Annotated in this window: 17 protein-coding genes; 10 read left to right on the forward strand and 7 right to left on the reverse strand. The window is 64.3% G+C overall.

Translation table 11 applies throughout. The annotated features are described in order from the left end of the window. Position 1 precedes the first annotated feature (1 nt). A complete protein-coding gene (locus IEX32_RS01010) occupies positions 2 to 913 on the forward strand; it encodes a sugar kinase (RefSeq protein WP_188767324.1) in 912 nt (303 codons plus the stop codon). A gap of 37 nt (positions 914 to 950) precedes the next feature. Here the strand turns inward: IEX32_RS01010 and IEX32_RS01015 are convergent, their stop codons facing one another. The 5 genes from IEX32_RS01015 to IEX32_RS01035 all read right to left on the reverse strand — a co-directional run bounded on the left by IEX32_RS01015 (position 951) and on the right by IEX32_RS01035 (position 7,941). After that, positions 951 to 2,210 carry an MFS transporter gene (locus IEX32_RS01015; protein WP_308421012.1) on the reverse strand — a complete coding sequence of 420 codons (1,260 nt, stop codon included), beginning with the start codon at positions 2,208 to 2,210 and terminating at the stop codon, positions 951 to 953. Continuing rightward, positions 2,207 to 3,100 carry a sugar phosphate isomerase/epimerase family protein gene (locus tag IEX32_RS01020; RefSeq protein ID WP_188767326.1) on the reverse strand — a complete coding sequence of 298 codons (894 nt, stop codon included), beginning with the start codon at positions 3,098 to 3,100 and terminating at the stop codon, positions 2,207 to 2,209. The genes IEX32_RS01015 and IEX32_RS01020 overlap by 4 nt, the downstream gene beginning before the upstream one ends. Further along, the gene (locus IEX32_RS01025; RefSeq protein WP_188767328.1) at positions 3,097 to 5,766 is read right to left on the reverse strand and encodes a glycoside hydrolase family 2 TIM barrel-domain containing protein; all 2,670 of its coding nucleotides are present in this window, start codon (positions 5,764 to 5,766) and stop codon (positions 3,097 to 3,099) included. Before IEX32_RS01025 ends, IEX32_RS01020 begins: the two co-directional genes overlap by 4 nt. A gap of 228 nt (positions 5,767 to 5,994) precedes the next feature. After that, a complete protein-coding gene (locus IEX32_RS01030; protein ID WP_229735770.1) occupies positions 5,995 to 7,284 on the reverse strand; it encodes a cytochrome c in 1,290 nt (429 codons plus the stop codon). A 75-nt stretch (positions 7,285 to 7,359) separates the two neighbouring features. Then, positions 7,360 to 7,941: a TetR/AcrR family transcriptional regulator gene (locus IEX32_RS01035; RefSeq protein ID WP_188767330.1), complete on the reverse strand. Its 582-nt coding sequence runs from the start codon at positions 7,939 to 7,941 to the stop codon at positions 7,360 to 7,362. 158 nt (positions 7,942 to 8,099) lie between these two features. Between IEX32_RS01035 and IEX32_RS01040 the strand changes: the two genes are divergently transcribed. The 6 genes from IEX32_RS01040 (at position 8,100) to IEX32_RS01065 (ending at position 16,581) form a co-directional block, all read left to right on the forward strand. Then, positions 8,100 to 9,338 (forward strand): hypothetical protein, encoded by a 1,239-nt coding sequence (locus IEX32_RS01040; RefSeq protein WP_188767332.1) that lies wholly within the window; start codon positions 8,100 to 8,102, stop codon positions 9,336 to 9,338. Beyond that, entirely contained in the window at positions 9,331 to 11,058 is a 1,728-nt protein-coding gene (locus tag IEX32_RS01045) for a DUF1592 domain-containing protein (RefSeq protein ID WP_188767334.1), read from the forward strand. The genes IEX32_RS01040 and IEX32_RS01045 overlap by 8 nt, the downstream gene beginning before the upstream one ends. Beyond that, a complete protein-coding gene (locus IEX32_RS01050; RefSeq protein ID WP_188767336.1) occupies positions 11,055 to 12,386 on the forward strand; it encodes a DUF1552 domain-containing protein in 1,332 nt (443 codons plus the stop codon). The genes IEX32_RS01045 and IEX32_RS01050 overlap by 4 nt, the downstream gene beginning before the upstream one ends. Positions 12,387 to 12,802: 416 nt before the next feature. Then, positions 12,803 to 14,080 carry a sugar MFS transporter gene (locus tag IEX32_RS01055; protein WP_188767583.1) on the forward strand — a complete coding sequence of 426 codons (1,278 nt, stop codon included), beginning with the start codon at positions 12,803 to 12,805 and terminating at the stop codon, positions 14,078 to 14,080. A gap of 76 nt (positions 14,081 to 14,156) precedes the next feature. Further along, positions 14,157 to 14,312 carry a hypothetical protein gene (locus IEX32_RS01060; RefSeq protein WP_188767337.1) on the forward strand — a complete coding sequence of 52 codons (156 nt, stop codon included), beginning with the start codon at positions 14,157 to 14,159 and terminating at the stop codon, positions 14,310 to 14,312. A gap of 82 nt (positions 14,313 to 14,394) precedes the next feature. After that, on the forward strand, positions 14,395 to 16,581 hold the full coding sequence (locus IEX32_RS01065) for a glycoside hydrolase family 3 C-terminal domain-containing protein (RefSeq protein ID WP_188767338.1): 2,187 nt from the start codon (positions 14,395 to 14,397) through the stop codon (positions 16,579 to 16,581). Between the two features lie 125 nt (positions 16,582 to 16,706). On the opposite strand, the gene IEX32_RS01070 is transcribed toward IEX32_RS01065, so the two are convergent. Beyond that, a complete protein-coding gene (locus IEX32_RS01070; RefSeq protein WP_188767339.1) occupies positions 16,707 to 17,519 on the reverse strand; it encodes a TauD/TfdA dioxygenase family protein in 813 nt (270 codons plus the stop codon). A 189-nt stretch (positions 17,520 to 17,708) separates the two neighbouring features. Between IEX32_RS01070 and IEX32_RS01075 the strand changes: the two genes are divergently transcribed. The 3 genes from IEX32_RS01075 to IEX32_RS01085 all read left to right on the forward strand — a co-directional run bounded on the left by IEX32_RS01075 (position 17,709) and on the right by IEX32_RS01085 (position 19,998). Continuing rightward, entirely contained in the window at positions 17,709 to 18,647 is a 939-nt protein-coding gene (locus tag IEX32_RS01075) for a LysR family transcriptional regulator (RefSeq protein ID WP_188767340.1), read from the forward strand. A gap of 125 nt (positions 18,648 to 18,772) precedes the next feature. After that, positions 18,773 to 19,639, forward strand: coding sequence for an LLM class F420-dependent oxidoreductase (locus IEX32_RS01080; protein ID WP_188767341.1), 867 nt, complete (start codon positions 18,773 to 18,775; stop codon positions 19,637 to 19,639). Between the two features lie 68 nt (positions 19,640 to 19,707). Then, positions 19,708 to 19,998: a DUF1330 domain-containing protein gene (locus IEX32_RS01085; RefSeq protein WP_188767342.1), complete on the forward strand. Its 291-nt coding sequence runs from the start codon at positions 19,708 to 19,710 to the stop codon at positions 19,996 to 19,998. Positions 19,999 to 20,070: 72 nt separating this feature from the next. Here the strand turns inward: IEX32_RS01085 and IEX32_RS01090 are convergent, their stop codons facing one another. Further along, the gene (locus tag IEX32_RS01090) at positions 20,071 to 20,325 is read right to left on the reverse strand and encodes a MoaD/ThiS family protein (protein ID WP_188767343.1); all 255 of its coding nucleotides are present in this window, start codon (positions 20,323 to 20,325) and stop codon (positions 20,071 to 20,073) included. Between the last annotated feature and the right edge of the window lies 1 nt (position 20,326).

Raw genomic sequence — 20,326 nt, forward strand, 5'->3', positions numbered from 1 at the left:
AATGGCAAGGATCGTCTGCCTCGGTGAGGCCATGCTGGAACTCTCCCGCGCGGGCGAGCTCTGGCAGATGGGCTATGGGGGCGATACGCTCAACACGGCGGTTCACCTCGCCCGCGGCGGGCACACGGTGGGCTACATGACTGCTCTTGGCAGCGATCCCTTCAGCGAGGAACTGCGATCGCGCTGGCAGGCGGAGGGGATCGATTGCGACCTGATCGTCACGCACCCGACGCGGCAGGCCGGCCTTTACGCCATCACCACGGACGCCGATGGCGAGCGCAGCTTCACCTATTGGCGTGAGAACAGCGCCGCCCGGGCCATGTTCGAGGTTTACGCCATCGACGAGGCCATCGCGGCGGCTGAAACGGCCGACCTTTTCTATTTCTCGCTGATCTCGCTGGCGGTCCTTCCGCCGCAAGGGAGGCAGGATCTGCTTCGCCTGGCCGGCAAGGTGCGCGATCGTGGCGGCATCGTCGCGTTCGATGGCAATTATCGCCCTCGGCTCTGGGAAACGCCGGAAGCCGCGATCCGGGCGCGCGACAAGGCGATCGCCTTTGCGGATATCGGCCTGCCCACGCTGGATGACGAGGTGCAGCTTTGCGGCGCCGGCAGCGCGCTCGAGGTCGCGGCCCACTGGCAGCGCATGGGCTGCCGCGAAGTGATCGTGAAGCTCGGCGCCGACGGCTGCCTCCTGCCCGACGGGACACAGTGCCCGGTGCGCGAGCCGCTTCGGCCGGTGGATACCAGCGGCGCGGGCGATGCCTTCAACGGCGGCTATCTGGCAGCGCGAATGAATGACGTGCCGGTCACCGAAGCCGCGCTGGCCGGACATGCCCTTGCCGGCTGGAACGTCATGCGGCGCGGCGCCATTCCGCGCAGGGACGAGGCCGCGCCATATACCAAGCTACAGTGATCCCGACCTCATAGGTCGGGATCGCTGCAGCTTGGTATCACTGAGCGCGCTTCGTCACGCCGCCGCCGCGCAGCACAGTCCAGAGCACTACCGCACCCACGAGGTCCAGCGCTGCAAGCGCCACGAACAGCGGGTTGTAGCCATAGACATCGGCGCTCTGACCGATCAGAAGCGTGAACAGCATGCCGCCGATCCAGGCGAATGTCCCGGCCATGCCGCTTGCCGTGGCTACGGTACGGGGCTCGAACAGGTCGGAGCACAGCGTAATCAGCGCACCGTTCAGCATCTGGTGGGCGAAACCGCCGACACAGAAAAGCGCGATCGCAAGCCCTGGCGAGCCCGCGAGCCCGATGCAGGCCGGCCCGATCATGCACAATGCGCCAAGCGTCATCGTCACCTTGCGCGAAGCGACCATGCCCACGCCGCGCCGCATCAGCACCGGCGGCAACAATCCCGCGGCCAGCGAGCCGAAGTCGGCGGCAAGGAATGGCAACCACGCCCAGAGCGCCACGCTCGCAAGATCCAGCCCCCAGACCGACACGAGGTAGAGCGGAATGAAGAAGTTGAATGTCTGCCATGCCGGCTCGGCGAGGAAGCGGGGAACGGCGATGGCCCAGAACCCGCGCGAACGCAGCACGGCCTTGCGCGTCGCCGGCCGCACACCGACATCCGCGCTTTGCCGGTCCTGCTCGATCAGCTCGCGCTCGGCAGGCTTCAGGCGCGGATGGGCGTCAGGCGCGCGATAGGCGAACCACCAGAGCACCGCCCAGACCAGGCTGAGCGATCCCGTCACCAGGAATGCCGACTGCCATCCCCAGTTGAGAATGCAGAAGACCACCAGCGGCGGCGCGATCATGTTGCCGACGCTCGTTCCCATCTGAAAGGCGCTGGTGGCCAGAGGACGCTCGCGCGAAGGAAACCATTCGGACACGGCCTTGGTGCCGGCCGGTATCGCCGCGGCCTCCGTCGCGCCGAGCAGTCCGCGAAAGAAGGCAAGCCCTTGCCAACTGCCGGCAAGACCATGGGCCATGTTCGAAAGCGCCCAGCCCACAGCGAAAATGAAGAAGCCCAACCGTGTCCCCAAGGCGTCGAGCACGGCCCCGGCGACCGTCTGCATCACCGTATATGCCGCCTGAAACGCAAGGACGACCCAGCTGTACTGCTCGGTCGACATGCCGAACTCGGCCTTGATCGTGGGGGCCGCGACCGACAGCGTCGAGCGGGCAAGGTAGTTCAGGATCGTTCCCAGGGTAACGAGGCTGATGATCCACCAACGCAAAGGAACGCGGCGGATCATGCGGCGCCTGCCCGCACGGCGAGGATCAATCGGGCCGCGGAAGCCGCCGCCGCCATACCGTCGGCCGGCGCATCGACCTCGACGTAGCCGATCGCGTCGGTCACCGCATCCAGCCTCGGCAGGAGCGCGGCATAGTCCAGGCGCCCTGCACCCGGTTCGACGAGTTGCTTCATCCTGTCATCGCCTCGCGACGGATCCACGTCCTTGAAATGCATCGACCTCACGCGCGGCCCCAACGACGTAACCAGCGTCAGGGGATCGACCCCGCCAAGCCAGGTCCATGCAAGATCGATCTCGAAGCCAACGTCCCTGGGAGAAAAGGTTCGCGCGATAATGTCGAGCGGGGTTTCGCCCCCGAGCGGGACGTGATCCCACCAGTGATTGTGATAAACGAGCGTCAGGCCCAGCTCGCGAGCCGTTGCAGCCATTTCGCCAAGTTCGGGCAACCAGCCGTCGAACGCCTCCCGCGTCGTCTCGCCCAGCTTGCCGCTTCTGAAGAAGACCGGAGCCGCCGAATAGGCAATGATCGAGGCGCCGATTCCGGCCGCCTGTTCCGCCTGCTCGCGGAAACCGCGCCCATAGCCATAACGGACGACACCGAGTTCCAGCCCCGCGTCGCGGACCAACCGGGCCTTTTGTTCCGGCGGCAGCTCCGAACTGTCCGCAGGCGAATAGCTGGCAAGGCGAAAACCGAAGTGCGTGTAACCCATGGCCTTCACGTCGCGCAACGTGGCGCCATAGTCCTGCTTGAGCGCCTTCAGCACGGTAATGTCGGCCAGGCCAAGCGGACGGCGCGGCCCGACAGGGGGAAGCGGCGTCGCACAGGCGGTCACGCCCAGCGCGCCAAGCGCGCCGATCGCCGCGCGGCGGGTGCAGCGGCTGGCGATCATCGCGATATCTCGACGGCCGCGAGCGACGCATTGCCCCCGACGCTGGCGAAGTCGAGTTTGAGAACGCCGCCGGAAACCGTGACCGGGAAGGTCCGGACGAGTTCCTTGAGCGAACCGCCTGCCGCCTTGCTCACATTCAGCCCACGGATAACCGGCTTGCCGTTGGCCGTCACCGTCAACGCCTGGCCGGCGGTCGCTTCCTCATTCGGCTCAAACAGGTACAGCGTCACGGTCCAGTCGCCGTCGGGCGCGGGAACTGCGTATGAGAACGCCTCACCCTGACGCCAGTATTCGAACAGTTCAGGGCGCGTGGCGGCGACATCGCGGCGCGGGCGCAGCGATCGTCCCCCGAAGCCCACGAGATTGAGCACCATCGGTGCGCCGCCGGTAACGAAGGTATCGGAGCCGAAGCGCTGGCCGTCCAGGTTCCGCGTCGCGAGGTTGCCGGCATCGATGCGAACGCCCTTCTCAGGATCGGGGCCGTTCCACGTCGCCGCGTCGTCAAGGACCGCCTCGCCGCCGACTGTCGTGACTTGCGCCTTGTTGGGTCCGGGCACGAGGGGGACGTTCCGCCATTCGCATACGAAATCGACACAGATCGTCTCACCGACCGCACGGCCGTTCATGGTCAGGCTCGCCTTGGGCGAATTGGCATATGCCTTGACGGTCATGGCCGGATAGGACCGATCGACATAGCGTTTCCCGGCAAGGTGGATCGCCGGCGTATCGCTCCAGGCGACCTTGTAGTACCAGAACGCGTCCTTTTTCACCTTGCGGTCAGCGGTCACGAGGCCCTTGTCGTTGAGATCGACGGCGTCGCCCTCGTCACGCAGGTCGCTCGCGAAATCGAACATGTTCCAGACCCAGCTCGCGAAGACGAAATCGCGCTCCTTGATGGCCGGCCAGGATTGTTCGTGGACCCAGGCCTCGTATTCCTCCGGATGGGGCCGGCCGACGAAATTGATGAAGCCGCCCGTCACATCGTCGGTGTGCTGGCTGATCGCTCCGCCCGCCCCGTATTCGCTGACAGAGATGGGCAGCTCGGGATGCTCGCCGTGCATCTTGTCGAGCATTTCCCCCAGTTGCGCGCGCGCTTCGAGCGGCTTGGGGTAATACCAACCGTAGTAGCGGTTGTAGCCGATGAGGTCGGCGGTCCCTGCCAGTTTCTCACCGGCCGTCTGCATCATGCCCAGGCCTTCACAGCAATCGGCGAAGGTTGTTGGCCGATCGGGGTCTTCCCGCTTGGCGATTTCGTTCAGGTGTTGCAGCAGTGCCAGCGGCTTGGGCGGATCGCCCTTGATCCCGAAGCCCTTGGCGGAATCGACCTCGTTGCCGACCGCCCACATCATGATCGACGGGTGGTTGTAATTCTGGCGGATCAGCTCGCGCAGCTGCTGCTCGGCATTGGCCCAGAGGCTCTCCGACCCCTTGCCACCCGAGAGCGAAGGCGCAGTCACATAAGGCAGTTCCGCCCAGACGACCATGCCGGCCTCATCGGCCAGATCGGACCAGATGTCCGCATGCTGATAGTGGGCCTGCCGGACGGTATTGGCGCCCAGTTCCTCGATAAGCTCCATGTCGCGCTCGTGCTGTTCCGGTGTGAGCGCCCAGCCCGATCCGAGCCAGTCCTGGTGCCGGGAAACGCCGTGCAGCTTCACGTGACGACCATTGAGGAAGAAACCCTGGTCCGCGTCGAAGCGGAACGTACGCAGGCCCAGCGGCTGCGTCACCCGGTCCAGCACCTTGCCCTTGCCGCGGAGCGTGGCGGTGACCTTGTAGAGATAGGGATCGGCGCGCCCGTCCCAGCGGTGCGGCCGCTCGACGATCAGGCGGTCGGAGACTTCGGCTGTGCCGGGAGCAAGCTGCACCGGGCGAACCGTTCGCGCGACGACCTTCCCCTTCGCGTCGGTAATCTGCGTGGTCAGCTCGAGATCGCGGGCGTCGCCCTGGTTACGCAGGCGCGTGCGCACATCGACAACCGCCCGCGCATCCGTCACTTCAGCCGTCCGCGCATAGACCCCGGGGCCACCATAGTCGAGCGGATCGATCGAGGCTTCTGGCAATTGCAGCAGGGTGACCGGTCGATAGAGACCGCCATGCACGAAAAAGTCGCCGGCCAGAGGGATAACCTGTCCGGCGGCGTTGTCCGCCGTGGGCTTGGAATTGTCCGCGCGCACGACCACGAGGTTACGCTGCCCCGGCCGCCACTGGTCGGTCACGTCCAGACGAAAGCGCGAAAAGGCACCTTTGTGCCCGCCAACCCGCTGCCCGTTCACCCAGACTTCGGCGATCTTCCCGACCGCCGCGAAGTCGAGATATTGTCGAATGCCCCGCGCGGCGGCAGGCGCATCAAGCGTCAGTCGGTACCAGCCGACGCCCTGAGCGTTGTTCGAGGCCGGGCCGCGCTCGAGCGCATACTCGCCGACGCGATTCCAGGTGTGCGGGACCGAGACCGCTTCCCAATCACTGTCGTCGAAATTGCTGCCCGTGACCGAGGCAGGCACGTCGCCGAAGTGGAAACGCCAGCCGGTGGCCAGCTCGATCGCCTCACGCTGCGATGGGACATTGGGATCCTGCTGCGCCGCAGCCGCCAATGCGACCGCCGATCCTCCTGCCAGGGACGCTCCCAGGAGAATCGCCGAGGCAACCGCCTTCACTACTGCCATGAGTTCTCTCCCTCCCTTGCCCAATACCCGGCGCGGACGCCGTGACGACCCGTGAGCCGTCCGGACTATTACCAATTCCCCCACGTGGTTAGACCTGAAATGGCGATAGTCAACCCGACCGGGGGAAACACCGCCAGGTCTCGGACAAGACAAGCCGCCCGCGCGCAATCGCCGTCGAAGCCGGTCCGGTATCCCGCACACCCCAAGGCGAACTTCGCTTCCGCCCCCCTAACGCTGCTCCAGCACCTGTTCGGGCGTAACCGCGCCTGCCTGGTTGCCGAATTGCGAGCGCAGATAGGTCGCGATGGCGGCAATGTCCTCGTCCGACAGACGCTTGCCGAATGGCGGCATCCGGGTCCGGCCGGAGGCGAACGGCGGAGGCGGCAGGTCCGGACCATAGAGGACCACGTTGATAAGCGAGGACGGGTCGTGGGCCTGAACCACGGGATTGCCCGCCAAAGGCACGCCGAGAATACGATCCCCCTGGCCTTCGGGCAGGTGACAGGTCCCGCAGTGGACGGTGTACATCACCTCCCCCTTGCTCCCGCCGGTGCCGAAGAACGACAAGGACGGCAGCCCGATCCTCGTGCCGCCGGCGGAGGTGCCCTTGAGGTAATCGGCTATGGCCTGCGCGTCCGCGTCAGTCAGGTGGCGCGTCGATTCGATCACCTCGCCCATCGGCCCGTGAACGACGGCGTGACGATTCTTGCCCGTCTTGAGATAGGCGGCGATGTCCTGATGGCTCCAGTTCGCGAGGCCGCGCTCGCCAGCGGTGATATCAACGGCCGCCCATGTCCGGTACTGCCCGCTGGCGACGCGATCGGTGTAGGTTCCGCCCTCGAGCGCCCTGTCCTGATCCAGCCCGCCGAGCATGTTGCGAGGGGTATGGCAGGCACCGCAATGGGCAGGACCTTCCACAAGGTATGCCCCGCGGTTCCACGCCGGCGATTTGTCCGCGCGCGGCGCGAACGTCGCATCGTCGTGGAACAGCCGCTTCCAGAAATAGAGCAGTTCGCGGTTGCCGAAGGGAAATTTCATCGCATTGGGCCGGTTGGGCACATCTTCTGGCTTCAGCGACATGAAATAGAGGTAGAGCGAGGCGATGTCCGCATCGCTCAATCTGGCGAACGACGTGTAGGGAAACGCGGGATAGAGGTGCGTCCCGTCGGGGCGCACGCCATGCTTCATCGCATCGCGGAACTGGGCGTAGGACCAGCCGCCGATACCATGCCGGGCATCCGGCGTGATGTTCGTCGAATAGATGGCTCCAAAATCCGTCTCGAAACGCACTCCGCCCGCATAATCGGCCTTGCCCTTGACCGTGTGGCATGCCGCGCAATTGCCGATCGTCGCGAGATAGCGCCCCTCCTCCAAACTCGCATCGAGTGTGTCCAGACGCGGCGCGGCGGGTTTCTCCATCGGGCGGAACACGTAGGCCGCCGATGCGCCCGTCAGAATGACGCCCAACAGCGCCGCCAGCCCGACTTTCCGCCAGTTGAAGGTAATGCGACGTAACAATCCTGATCTCCCACCAATGCGCGTTGCGCATTGCTTTTTTTGGCGGCGCAGTGCCGCTTTCGAATGTCTGAATGTTCAGTCCGGCTCGACCGGCACAACCTCGAGGATGCCGGCCAACAGCAGCCAGTCGCGGGTTCTCCGGCGCAGGAATTCCGCTGCGTCCGGATGCTCGCTCGATTGCCAGGCAATCAGCGATCCGATGAGATTGGCCATGTACGCGTCAACCGCCGCCGATTGCGATATGGCAAGCGGCGGCATCACCCGCGCCACCGCTGCCCGCAATACGGCCCCACGCCGTTCCTCGAACTCACGTCGACTGCGATCGCTGATGTTCGAAGTGTAATCCAGCAGAAACGCCGAGAACCTGCTTCTTGCACCGGCCATCATCCCGACAAGGTTGGCGATATCGAGCAGGCCTGGTGCGCCGGGCGCGACATTCAACTGCGCGATCTTCTGCTCAAAGGAGCTCGACAGCTGATTGACCACGATCGAGCGGAGTGCCTCCACGCCGTTGAAGCGCTGCGTAATGGCCGCACGCGAAAGGCCAACTTCGCGCGCCACTTCGGAAACCGTGAAGTGATCGGCACCGCGCCTGGCCATAACCGCGTGGGCTGCATCGATAATCTGCTCGTCGGTCGCCGTGAAGGGACGGGCCATGGGCTGCCTTTTTCATTCGCTTCGCCCGAAGGCTGTTGAAGTTTCTACCAGCAGTGTTACTAACACCCGCGTCAGTTTGCAATCTCTACGAGTGGCAAGCCGGCATCCGCCGCATCGAACAAGACCAAGGCAGTGCGGTGGGAGTGAGAGGAGAGAACGTGGGCGCAGTGCGCAATTACAGAAAGACGCTTGCCATCGGCGCCGGCGTGACAATGGCGGCAGCCATCGTCGTCGGTGTCTTCGCGTTATCGCCGTCCGGGCCGGCGACGGCGGAGACCGGCTCGTTCCTGCGTGATGGCAAGGCCGGATTCATCGTCACCCGTATCGCCTATGCCCTCGGTCCCGACGCATCGGAGAGCGGCGCCTGCACCGATGGCATGTCGAAGGACGTCTCCCAGATTTTCGCGCTCACGCCCGAAGGCCAGCAACGCCCCGGTGAGGATGAAGGCGTCTACAGCAAGCGCCTGGAAGACGGCGGAGAGCGGATATCTGCCTCGGCGGACGGCAAGAACTATTGCATGCACCCCGAACTCGCCCCGCCAGACACGCATTTCCGCACGCTCGACAGCCTTTCGGTCCGCGCCGACGGGATAGACATCGACGGCATCGATTCGCGCGGCCGGCCCGGCACCCCGCGACACCTTGCCGACTTCGCCGGAAAGAACGGCGCGAAGGGTGTCGACAACCAGTTCTTCCGGGCTGTCGGGTGCAGTCGCTCGTTCCAGTCCGACGGCCAGTCCAACTCGTTCGAGATCGGAATGTATAGCGGATCCTGGGGGGTAGTGCTGAGCCTGGACGACGTCGACGACCTCGAAAACGACGACGATGTCGAGGTCGGCATCTACGCCAATGCCGACCCGATCCAGCTCAGCCCCACGCGCGAAGCGCTTGAATACGCCACTTACGCAATGGATCAGGACGAGAACTTTCGCGCGACCACGCGCGGACGAATACGTGGCGGCGTGCTCACGACCGATCCTGTCGACATCCGACTTCGCAGCGACGTCAACGCCCTGACGCTGGAGCGCCCCCTGCGCGATGCCCGCATCCAGGCGACATTGTCGAAGGACGGCGTCCTCAAGGGCTATCTGGCCGGATATGCTCCGGTTGAGCAACTCTATGACTATCAGTTCGCTTTCAGAAACGCGAAAGATGTGTCCGGTAAGCCCGCGCCGTTGGGCCGTATCATACACTCGTCGAACGGGGCTGCCCGCGTCCTCGGCTATACCTGCCAGGGCGTATATCAGGCGCTGCACCGGCTTGCCGACGCGCATCCCGATCCGCGCACCGGCAAGTTTACGGCGATCTCGACGCAATATGCTTTCGAGGCGCGCCCGGCCTTCGTTGTCGATGTCGACACGAAGAGCGTGAACGAGAAGCTGGTGCGAAATGACTAGGTTCCTCGCCCTCCCCTCGCGGACGCGGCTCGCCGAAGCGCTTTCCTCACGCCGCCGCCAGGTTGCCGCGGCACTCCTTGGCCTCGGCGCATTGGCGCTGATCGCGCTTTCATTGGGGTCGGGTGAACCGGACCCCGTGGGCGGACCGACCGTGCTGCGCCGGCTCACGGAAACGCAGTACCGCGCGACGATCGCCGATGTCTTCGCGCCGGACATTCCGGTCAACGCGCGCTTTGAAAAGCCGGTCAGATACGAAGGGCTGGTGGCCATCGGGACCGGCACCTCGGGCATGTCTCCCTTCGCCATGGAACAGTACGACACGGCGGCTCAGGGAATTGCCGCGGCGGTGCTCAGTGCGAAGCGGCGCAAGGATTTCCTCCCCTGCCTGCCCGCGAACGCAAAGGCCTTCCACGAGGAGTGCGCGCGCGAATTCCTGAGCGATGTCGGGCTGATGCTGTTCCGCCGACCACTCAGCGCCACGGAAGTCTCGCGTTACGTGGGGCTGGCGCGGCGCACGCAGGAGCAGCTGGGCAACTTCTACACCGGCCTCGAACTCAGTCTCTATACGATGCTGGTTTCGCCGGAGTTCCTGTTCCGCATCGAGCAGGCAAAGCCCGGCGCGGACGACGGGACAGGTGAACTCGATGCCTATTCGAAGGCTGCCCGTCTCAGCTATTTCCTGACCAACTCGACACCTGACCGCGAACTGCTGCGGGCGGCGGGCGAAGGGGAGCTCGACAGCCGCTGGGGCCTGTCGCGGCAGGTCGACCGGCTCATGGCTTCCGATCGCTTCGAAGGCGCCGTCGAAGCCTTCTTCGCCGACATGCTGCAGTTCGACCGCTTTGACGAGTTGAGCAAGGACCCGGCGATCTATCCCGCTTTCAATTCGGATGTGATCGCGGACGCGCAGGAGCAGACGCTGCGCACCATCGTCAACCACCTCGTCACCGAGGATGCCGATTACCGCGACCTGTTCACCACGCGCGAGACGTTTCTCACCCGTCCGCTTGGCGTGATCTACCGTACGCCGGTGCCGACACGTGGAGACTGGGAGCATGTGGTCTTTGCAAATGATGCGAACCGCGCGGGCATCCAGTCGCACGTTTCGTTCCTTGCGCTCCATTCGCACCCGGGCCGCTCCTCTCCGACGCTGCGCGGCTATGCCGTCCGGCAGGTGTTCCTTTGCCAGCACGTGCCGGATCCGCCGGCCAACGTGGATTTCAGCGCCGTGGAGGAAAATGCCCACCAGAAGAACTCGACCGCGCGTGACCGTCTCGTCATGCACTCGACCGAGCCTTCCTGCGCGGGCTGCCACAAGGTCATGGACCCGCTGGGCCTGACCATGGAACAGTACGATGGTGTCGGCACGTTCCGTACGCGGGAAAACGGCGCGTTCATCGACACCTCAGGGTCGCTCGACGGGACCGATTTCAACACGACGGCGGGGCTCGCGCAGGCCCTGCGCAACCATCCCGAAACGCCACGCTGCGTGGCCGAGCGCATGTTCAAGGCTGCGGTCGGGCGCGATATCACCTGGGGCGAACGCGCGTACCTGGACTGGCTCGACGAGCAGTTTGCGGACGACGGCTATCGCGTTCCCGAACTCATGCGCCGCATTGCCCTCAGCCGCAATTTCTTCGCAGTGTCCGGCGGGGACGACGCCCGCGGCAAACCGCAGGTCGTAACAGGCCGAACATCCGAACCCGGAGACAAGTCATGACCAAGATCACACGCCGGTCCATCCTGCGCGGCGCGCTTGGCGGCGCGGCGGTAGGCGTAGGCATTCCGTTGCTGGACTGCTTCCTCGACAACAACGGCACGGCGATCGCCGCGACCGGGCAGCGTATTCCGGTGCGCTTCGGCACGTGGATCTGGGGCTGCGGCTTCATCCCCGAGAAGTGGGTCCCGACCACCGTCGGGCGCGAATACCTCATGCCCGAGGACCTCGCCCCGCTCGAACCCTACCGCGACAAGCTGGCGATCTTCAGCGGCTTCGACGTCAAGCTCGACGGCGTGCCCAACAAGCCCCACGTCACCGGCTGCCTCGGCCTGCGCACCGGCGTGCCAGTTCCCAATGAAAGTGTGAAAGCACCCACCTTCGACGTCCTGATCGGCCAGAAGATCGGTGGCGATTCGCGCTTCCGTTCGATCGAAGTGAGCACCTCGGGTGTCGAGCGTTCCTATTCCTACCACGCGGCCGGTTCACCCAACCCCAGCGAGACTTCTCCCCTCACCCTCTACCGGCGCCTGTTCGGCGAAGGATTTCAGGACCCGAACGCCGCGATTTTCACTCCCGATACGCGCACAATGGCCCAGAAGAGCGTGCTTTCGGCCGTCTCCGAAGACCGGCAGAAACTGATGCGCACGGTCGGCGCCTCGGATCGCCAGCGCCTCGACGAGTACTTCACCTCGCTACGCCAGATCGAACAGCAGCTCGCCCTGCGGCTGGAGCCCCCCGCTCCGGTCCAGGATTTCACGAAGCCGGCTCCGCCACCCGAAGTGCCGCTCAATTCGGAGATGGGAGCGGTCATGGAAACCCACCGGCTTATGGCCGGTCTCCTGGCCAAGGCGCTGCAATGCAACCAGACCCGGGTCTTCAACGTCCTGCTCTCCGACACGGCTTCGAACCTGCGCCGTGAGGGCGAGACCACGACCCATCACACGCTGACGCACGAGGAACCGGTAGACAAGCAGCTCGGCTATCAGAGGGAAGTCTCCTGGTTCGCGACGAAAAGCATGATCGCCTGGAAGGATTTCCTGGATGCGCTCGACGCCATCCCCGAAGGCGACGGAACGCTGCTCGACAATTGCCTGGTCTTTGCGCACTCCGACTGTTCGATCGCCAAGTCGCACGCCGTCGAGGGGATTCCGGCCATGGTCGCCGGTAACGCGGGCGGCAAGGTTCGCACAGGCTACCATCTCGCCGGCAAAGGCGACCCGATCACGCGCCTCGGCCTCACGGTCCAGCAGGCGATGGGGGTTCAGGTCGAAAAGTGGGGGGCGCTCTCGATGGAAACCCGGCGTACCGTCACCGAACTCATCGCGTGAGATCAGTTTGCCGGCGCCTTGGTGGCGCCGGTCTGGAGACGTTCATATCGGCCAAAGCCCGTCACGGCAGGTATTGCATGGCCTGCCGCGCGCCGTCCGCGTAGCGCTTCGATCGCTGAACGGACGGCCATGGGCTCGCGATAGGAATTGCGCGGAAGAGGGCGAGCGCGTGGCCTAAGCGCGTCTCCCACTGCCCCGCCGCACCGACTGATACCAAGCAGCCTCCCGTTCCGTTTCCGCGATTGGCGCCACCGTTCCGGTCTGCCCACCCCTGCCGTACGGCTATCGGAAATCGGGGCGCTCGGACATTGGCGCGTCACGACACCTCGTGGATTGACCTCTTCGAGCGGCGTATATACTCGTACAAATAGAAATCAGATCGAGGATCGCCAGTGCCAACATCCCCTTCCGCAGCCATGCCCACCGCGAGCCACAGCCCGGCCGCCCCCTACAAGAAGTCCCTGGCGCTCCTTGCGAGCCTGTTCTTCATGTGGGGCTTCATCACAGTCATCAACAATACGCTGCTGCCGCACCTGAGGAGCGTGTTCGACCTCAATTACACGCAGACGACGCTGATCGAATCGGTCTGGTTCATCGCCTATGGCGTAATGGGCATGCCCTCGGCGTTCCTGATCGAGCGCATCGGCTACAAGAACGCCCTGATCGTGGGCCTTGCCGTGATGGCGATCGGCGCGGCGGGCATGGTCCCGGCAGCCCAGATCCCGTCCTACGGCGTGACACTGTTCGCGTTGTTCATCATCGCCAGCGGCATCACCCTGCTGCAAGTTGCCGCCAATCCCTATGTCGCGGTGATCGGCCCGCCCGAGAGCGCGGAATCCCGCCTGACGCTGGTGCAGGCCTTCAACTCGATGGGAACGTTCTTCGCGCCCTACTTCGGCGGCTACCTGATCCTCAGCCGCACGGTCGGAGGCAATGCGCTCGCGGGTACCGAAATTTCGCTGGAGCAACGTCTGGCCGATGCCCATGCGACCCAGCTGCCGTACATCCTTGTCGCTGTCGTCCTCGTCATCCTTGCGCTCATCATCTGGCGCGCGAAGCTGCCGACTTTGGGCGCCAGCACCCGCAGGGCCAATGCCGAGGAACGCAAGCATCTCTCGCTCTGGTCGCACCGCAACCTTGTCTTCGGTATTCCGGCGATCTTCATCTATCTGATCGCCGAGATCGGCGTCGCCAACCTGTTCATCAACTTCGCGATCCTGCCCGAGATCGCCGGCATCACGCCCGCCCAGGCCGCGAATTACCTCGTCTTGCTCTGGGGCGGGATGATGGTCGGCCGATTTGCCGGCGCCTTCATCATGCGCGTTTTCCCGGCGGACCGCACGCTGGCGGTTTTCGCCCTGTTCTCGATGGTGGTGATGATCGGCGCGGCGACGCTCCACGGCCCGGCCGCCATGTGGTGCCTCGTGCTTGTCGGCCTCGGTCATTCGATCATGTTCCCGACCATCTTCGCGCTCGGCATCAAGGGCCTCGGTCCGCTCACCGAGGAAGGGTCGGGGCTGCTGATTACCGCCATCGCCGGAGGCGCGCTGGTCGTTGCCCAAGGCTGGCTGGCGGACACCATCGGTCTGCAGAACAGCTTCTGGCTGACCGTGGTGTGCGAAGTTTACATCATTTTCTATGCCCTGTGGGGCAGCCGTCCCACCGACGTCCAGGAGCCGGAAGTACTGGCGTGAATCGCGAGCCACCTTCCGGAAGGCTCATCGCATTCGGCACCCCCGCGCCGGGGTGCCGCTCACGCATGCGCCAGGCATGACGGGCAACGCGATCCTCGGCGATTGGGGCACGAGCAACGCGCAGCCAGGCGGGCACATCATCTACCGCATCGACGGCCTCGGCATCGGCATGGTCGACCGCCCTGCCAGAGAGGTGCTGATGGAACTGACCGCCGGCTGGCGCCTTTCTTGAATATCGCGCATCAGCCGAATATCCTTGCTATACGGCGGATTTCCGTCGTCAGGACGGCCGCCGCTCAAACGAGGGATTGTGCATGAAACTAAGCATATCAGCTGTTCTCCTTCTCGGCGCGGCGCTGGCGGTTCCCGCCGCGGCCCAGCCGAGCAATCCGGATGATCGGGCCGCAAGCACGCTTTCACGGATGACCGAGGACGAAAAGCTCGGCATGCTGATGGGCTATCTCACGCCCCGCGTTCCCGAGGATCAGATACCGGAGAACGTACCGACAGGCGCAGGCTTCGTACCGGGCGTTCCCCGCCTCGGGATCCCGGCGCTGGCCGAGAGCGACGCAAGCCTGGGCATTGCTAACATGGGCGGCTTCATGCGCCGCAATGACGAGGCCACGGCCATGCCTTCAGCGCTGCTGATGGCCTCGACATGGAATCCCTCGCTCATCGAGCAGGCGGGCCGCGTCATGGGCGCAGAAACCCGCGCGAAAGGGTTCAATGTCCTGCTTGCCGGCGGCGTCAATCTGATCCGGGAGCCGCGCAACGGGCGGAATTTCGAGTATTTCAGTGAAGATCCGCTGCTTTCGGGCGTCCTTGCGGGGTACTCGGTGCGAGGCATCCAGTCGAACCACGTCGTGTCGACGGTGAAGCACTACCTGCTCAACGCCCAGGAAACCGGTCGCTCATTCGCGGACGTACGGATGGATGAGCCTGAGATGCGGGAAAGCGACCTCCTGGCATTTCAGCTGGCGCACGAAATCGGTCAGCCCGGCGCGGTTATGTGCTCATACAACAAGGTGAACAGCAAATACGCCTGCGAGAATCCGTTTATACTCAACGACGTGCTGCGCGGAGACTGGGGCTTCAAGGGATGGGTTCTGTCAGACTGGGGTGCGGTCCACAGCGTCTCGATCCGGCAGGGGCTTGATCAGGAGTCCGGCAGGACATATGACGAACGGAAGACGGCGTATTTCGGCACGCCGCTGCGCGAAGCGCTGGCCTCGGGTTCCGTCACGCAGGCGGACATCGATCGTTCGGTGACGCGCATCCTGCGCACGATCTACGCACTCGGGCTGGCCGATGATCCTGTGAAGCCGGGCAATCCGATCGATTTCGATCAGCACCTCGATCTCGCGCAGAAGGTCGCCGAACAGGGCATCGTGCTGCTCAAGAACGAGGGCAACCTCCTTCCGGTCGCGGCGAACGCCAAGCGCATCCTTGTGGTCGGCGCCCATGCGGACAAGGGTGTGCCGCAAGGCGGTGGCTCCTCGCAGGTATGGCCGGTGGGTGGCGCGTCATTGCGGCTGCCGATCCCCGGTGAACCCGTCTACCATACGCGGCTCTACATGCCTTCGTCGCCCCTGGATGAGCTGAAGAAGCAGTTTCCCCAGGCCACGATCGACTTTGACGATGGCACCGATCCGGCGCGCGCCGCGAAGGCCGCCGGCGATGCCGATATCGCCATTGTGTTCGCGGATCAGTTCACCGCAGAGGGGCACGACGTCCCTCTCAACCTGCCCGACAACCAGGATGCCTTGATCGAGGCCGTGGCGGACGCGAATCCGCGCACGGCGGTCGTGCTCGAGACTGGCGGCCCGGTACTCATGCCGTGGCTCGACAAGGTCCCGGCCGTTGTGGCGGCATGGTACTCCGGCAACCGGGGCGGGCACGCGATTGCCCGTGTCCTGTCGGGCCAGGTCAACCCGTCCGGCCATCTTGCGGTGACTTTCCCGGCGTCCGTGTCGCAGCTTCCGAATCCCACGCTCCCGGGAGCCGCTATGATTGACCAGGCCAAGGGGCGGGATCTCTATGACCTACCGGAGGAAGAGCAGACGCTCGAGATCACCTACCCGGAAGGCTCGAACGTGGGCTACCGCTGGTACGCGCAGAAGGGCTTCAAGCCACTGTTCGCGTTCGGGCACGGTCTCAGCTACACGCAGTTCGCCTTCGAGACGCCGAAAGTGTCAGGCAAGACGGCCGAGGTAGCGGTGCGCAACACCGGCGACCGCGCGGGGGCGACGGCGGTTCAACTCTATCTTGTGTCGCGCAACGGCAAGACAGAACGGCGACTGGTCGGGTTCCAGCGGGTCGATCTTGCGCCCGGCGGCTCGCAGACGGTCAAACTGGACATCGAGCCGCGGCTCCTGGCCGAGTGGGAAAATGGCGGCTGGTCCCAGCCTCCGGGAACTTACGGGTTCGCCGTCGGCAAGAGCGCCGAGCAACTCGGCCGTACGGTCACCGTCCGCCTTCCCGCACGTACGTGGAAGGACTGATGCGCTTGAGAAATCGTCTGGAGGCAGCCGACACCGACGAATGAATTGCCGAACGTTGCGACCGTGCAACCGAGGCACAAACTGGGCGGGCGCCTGCGCTGCAAGGGCCTCTAGCGCCTGCCCCGTCAGAGAATGGGCTCCTCGCCCTCCAGTGTCGTGCGGCTCAGCAGGCGGCCGCTGTCCGCCGGATAGGGCTCCACCCGGTGCATGACCCCGGTGTTATCCCAGATGATCATGTCGCCAACGGTCCATTCATGCCGATAGACGAACTGCGGCTGCGTCGTCCACGCCTGCATCTCGTCCAGAAGGGCGCGGCCCTCCTCAGGCTCCATGCCTTCGATCTGGCCGGCCGTCAGGCCGAGCACCAGTGACTTGCGCCCGGATTTGTGGGTCCACGCCATCGGGTGAACCTTCACGCCGAGCGCACGCCACCGCTCGACCTGGGTTTCCGTGGGATTGGGCACAACCGCGCGCTGGATGTATTCCTGGCTGTGGACGATCCTGAGCCCATCCACTTGACGCTTCTTCTCGTCCGGCAGGTCCTCATAGGCCGCATAGGTATTGGCGAATTCCGTCTGTCCGCCCTCTTTCGACAAGACGCGCGCGCTGAGCAGCGAGGCGCGGGTCGGCACGTCGTCCTGGGCCCCGTCGATGTGCCAGTAATAGGTACCGTGCAGATATTCCGCAGTGTCGTTGACTTCCGGGTCGAGGCTGATCTTGTAGATACCCCGGATACCTTGCGGGATGACTTCACCAAGGGTTCTGGCGAATTCCAGTTGCTCCTCGTCCGTTATGCCGATTTCACGGAACAGCAGCACGCCGCGTTGTTCGAGCAGTTCACGGACTTCATCACGCAACCCGCCCTTGAGCAGTTCGGCCTTGTCGGCGATGATTTCAGTGCCAATCCGAGGCGTAAGCTCGGGGGTCTCGAACTTCATCTTGTTCTCCATGATCCGCGCCAGACCTTTTCGAACGGGCGCAATGTTCCATCTGTTCCTTCGCGAAGGCTTGGCTGGGCCCATTCGCATCCTCATGCGAGTCTATCGCGGTTGCGCCAAGGTTGGCCATGACAAAGCGTGTCCCGGGGTATAGGATCAGCCTATAGCGGCAAGGCGGAACAAGAGGGCATGGACTTCAAGCGACTGGGCTATTTCGCACAAGTGGCCGAACTGGGCTCGCTTTCAAAGGCGTCCGATCGCGTCCGGATTACCCAGCCTTCGCTGAGCCGGCAGATGCGGCTGCTGGAAGAAGAACTCGGCGTCACGCTGTTCGTGCGCGGCGCGCGCGGCATGCACCTCACCGAAGCGGGAGAAATGCTCTATGCCCGCATAGCGGGGCCGCTGCGCGAGATCGGCCACGCGATCTACGAAGTTCGCTCTCTGCCGACCGAGGCGGGCGGCCACGTCGTGGTGGGAATGCCTCCCACGATCGTACAAATGCTGGCCGGAGGCATGGCTCGCCGGGTGGCGACACATGCTCCCAAGGTTTCCTTGCGGATCATCGATGCGAACTCGGCGCACCTGCTCGAGCGAATGCAATCGGGAGAGCTCGACATCGGGATCCTTTACGGCCCCACTCCGTCCGGTCTCAACGCTTCGCGCCTGCTGGAGGATGAGCTGATGCTTGTTGCTCCTCCGCAATCGCAGGTGGCTCGGGAGGCCACGATCGAATTCAGGCGTCTGGCGGACCTCCCCCTCATCCTTCCCGGTGCGGTCCATGGCCTGACCCAACTGATCGAAAGCAGCGCGGCAAAGGCCAGGATAAAGCTCAACATCGCGGTCGAGGCCGATTCCCACCAGTTGATGAAGGAGCTTGTGGAAGCCGGCCTTGGTTACGCAATCCTGCCGCACTGCGCCTTCGCGCGCGAGGCGGCGATGGGCCGGCTGGCATTCGTGCGTATCACGAAGCCCGGGCTGACGCGGCAGCTTTTCCTGGCGCTGAAGCCTGAAGGAGAAGCGGCGAAAGCCTCGTTGCAGGTCGAAAGTTTCATTCGCCAGGAAGTCGGCGCGCTGATCCAGCAGGGCACCTGGTCCGCAGCCCGGGCCTGCGGGATCGGGGAATCCTGATGCGGCCTACCCATAGCCGCAACACATACCCCGCGACATTGTTTGGAATAGCTAGGGGACTGCCCTGCTGTTATGCGCGATCCCAAGACGAGTTCCCCAAGGAACAACGGGAGAGGTGAACCTGTATGAAGATCGGCGTATCCTATCCGACGACCGAAGTGGCGGGCGATCCGAAGGCCATCCGCAAGTTCGTGAGGGCTGCCGAAGAACTCGGCTACAAGCACATGATGGCCTACGACCACGTGCTCAAGACACCGCACGAAGGCCGCGAACCGAAGCTGACGGGACCCTACACCGACAAGGACAGCTTTCACGATCCCTTCGTGCTGTTCGCCTTCGCGGCCGCGATTTCGGAAAAGCTGGAGTTCGCCACGGGCGTTATGGTGCTCCCCCAGCGCCAGACCGTTCTTGTCGCTCAGCAAGCCGCGGATGTGGACCTGCTCTCGAACGAACGCCTGCGGCTGGGGATGGGAATCGGTTGGAACTACGTCGAGTACGAAGCGCTCGGGCAGGATTTCAAGACGCGCGGCAAGCGGCTGGAGGAACAGTTCGACTTGCTGCGCCGGCTTTGGAGCGAACCTCTGGTGACGTTCGACGGGCGGTTTGACCGGGTCGACAGGGGCTGCATCAACCCGCGTCCGCGCCGACAGATTCCTCTCTGGGTAGGTGGAAACAGCGAGCCTGCCTACGAACGCGGCGCGAGGATCGGCGACGGCTTCATTTTCGCCGCACCCGGAGGCCCCGCGGTTGAGGCGTGGGAGCGGATCAGGTTCCATCTTAAGGAGTTGGACCGCGACGAGAGCGACTATGGACGCGAATTGCTCGCGCTGTTCGCACGCACCCCCCAGGAATGCGCGGATCACCTGCGCACCTTTCGCGATGCGGGCGGCACACACGGCTGCGTGCCCTCGATGGGCAAAGGCCTCGGAAACAACATCGATGCCCACATCGACTACATCGCCGAGGCCAAGCGTCTGCTCGATGCCGGCTGAACCGGTCACCGTCGCAGCGACTGACGCCTTCCGCTCCCTTCTCTCGCCAGTCAAACCGGAGTACCTTCATGCCAGCCTACCTGATCGTCCTGCGCACGGAACCGGTTCGCGACGAAGCCGCGATGGTCGAATACCAGCGCAAGACGCGCGAAACGGCGCCAACCGTTCCCCTGAAACCTCTGGTCGTTCATGGCACTACAATCCCGCTCGAGGGGGAAGCGCCAGATGGCGTCGTCATGATCGAGTTTGCGAGCGTCGAGGACGCGAAGGCCTGGTACAACAGCCCCGATTACCAGGCGGCACTTCCCCACCGCCTCAAGGCCGCCGGCTATCAGACGTTCATAGTCGAAGGTCTGTGATCGCCGTGAACCGCTGACCGGCGGTCGCGCGCGAAACACCTGGATAATCTGCCACCAACCGGATCGGCCGGCCTATCCTCCTCCCACGCGCGGCAGCACGATCACTTCGCTCGCGTCGGCAAGCGGACGCGTCCAGTCCGTTTCCAGCACGCCGTCGACCGCGAGATGAACGCGCGGTTGGGCGATCGCGGCAAATCCCGGCGCCAGCGCGTCAAGCTTGCCGATGAGGTCGAACAGGTTGACGGCGGCTAGCGAAAGCCGGTCCGTGCCGAAGAACTCCTTGTCGAACGGCGGCATGATGATGATCCGCAAGGCATGGCCGGTCACG

Origin of the sequence: Novosphingobium endophyticum, from assembly GCF_014640675.1 — a bacterium.
GTDB lineage: Bacteria > Pseudomonadota > Alphaproteobacteria > Sphingomonadales > Sphingomonadaceae > Novosphingobium > Novosphingobium endophyticum.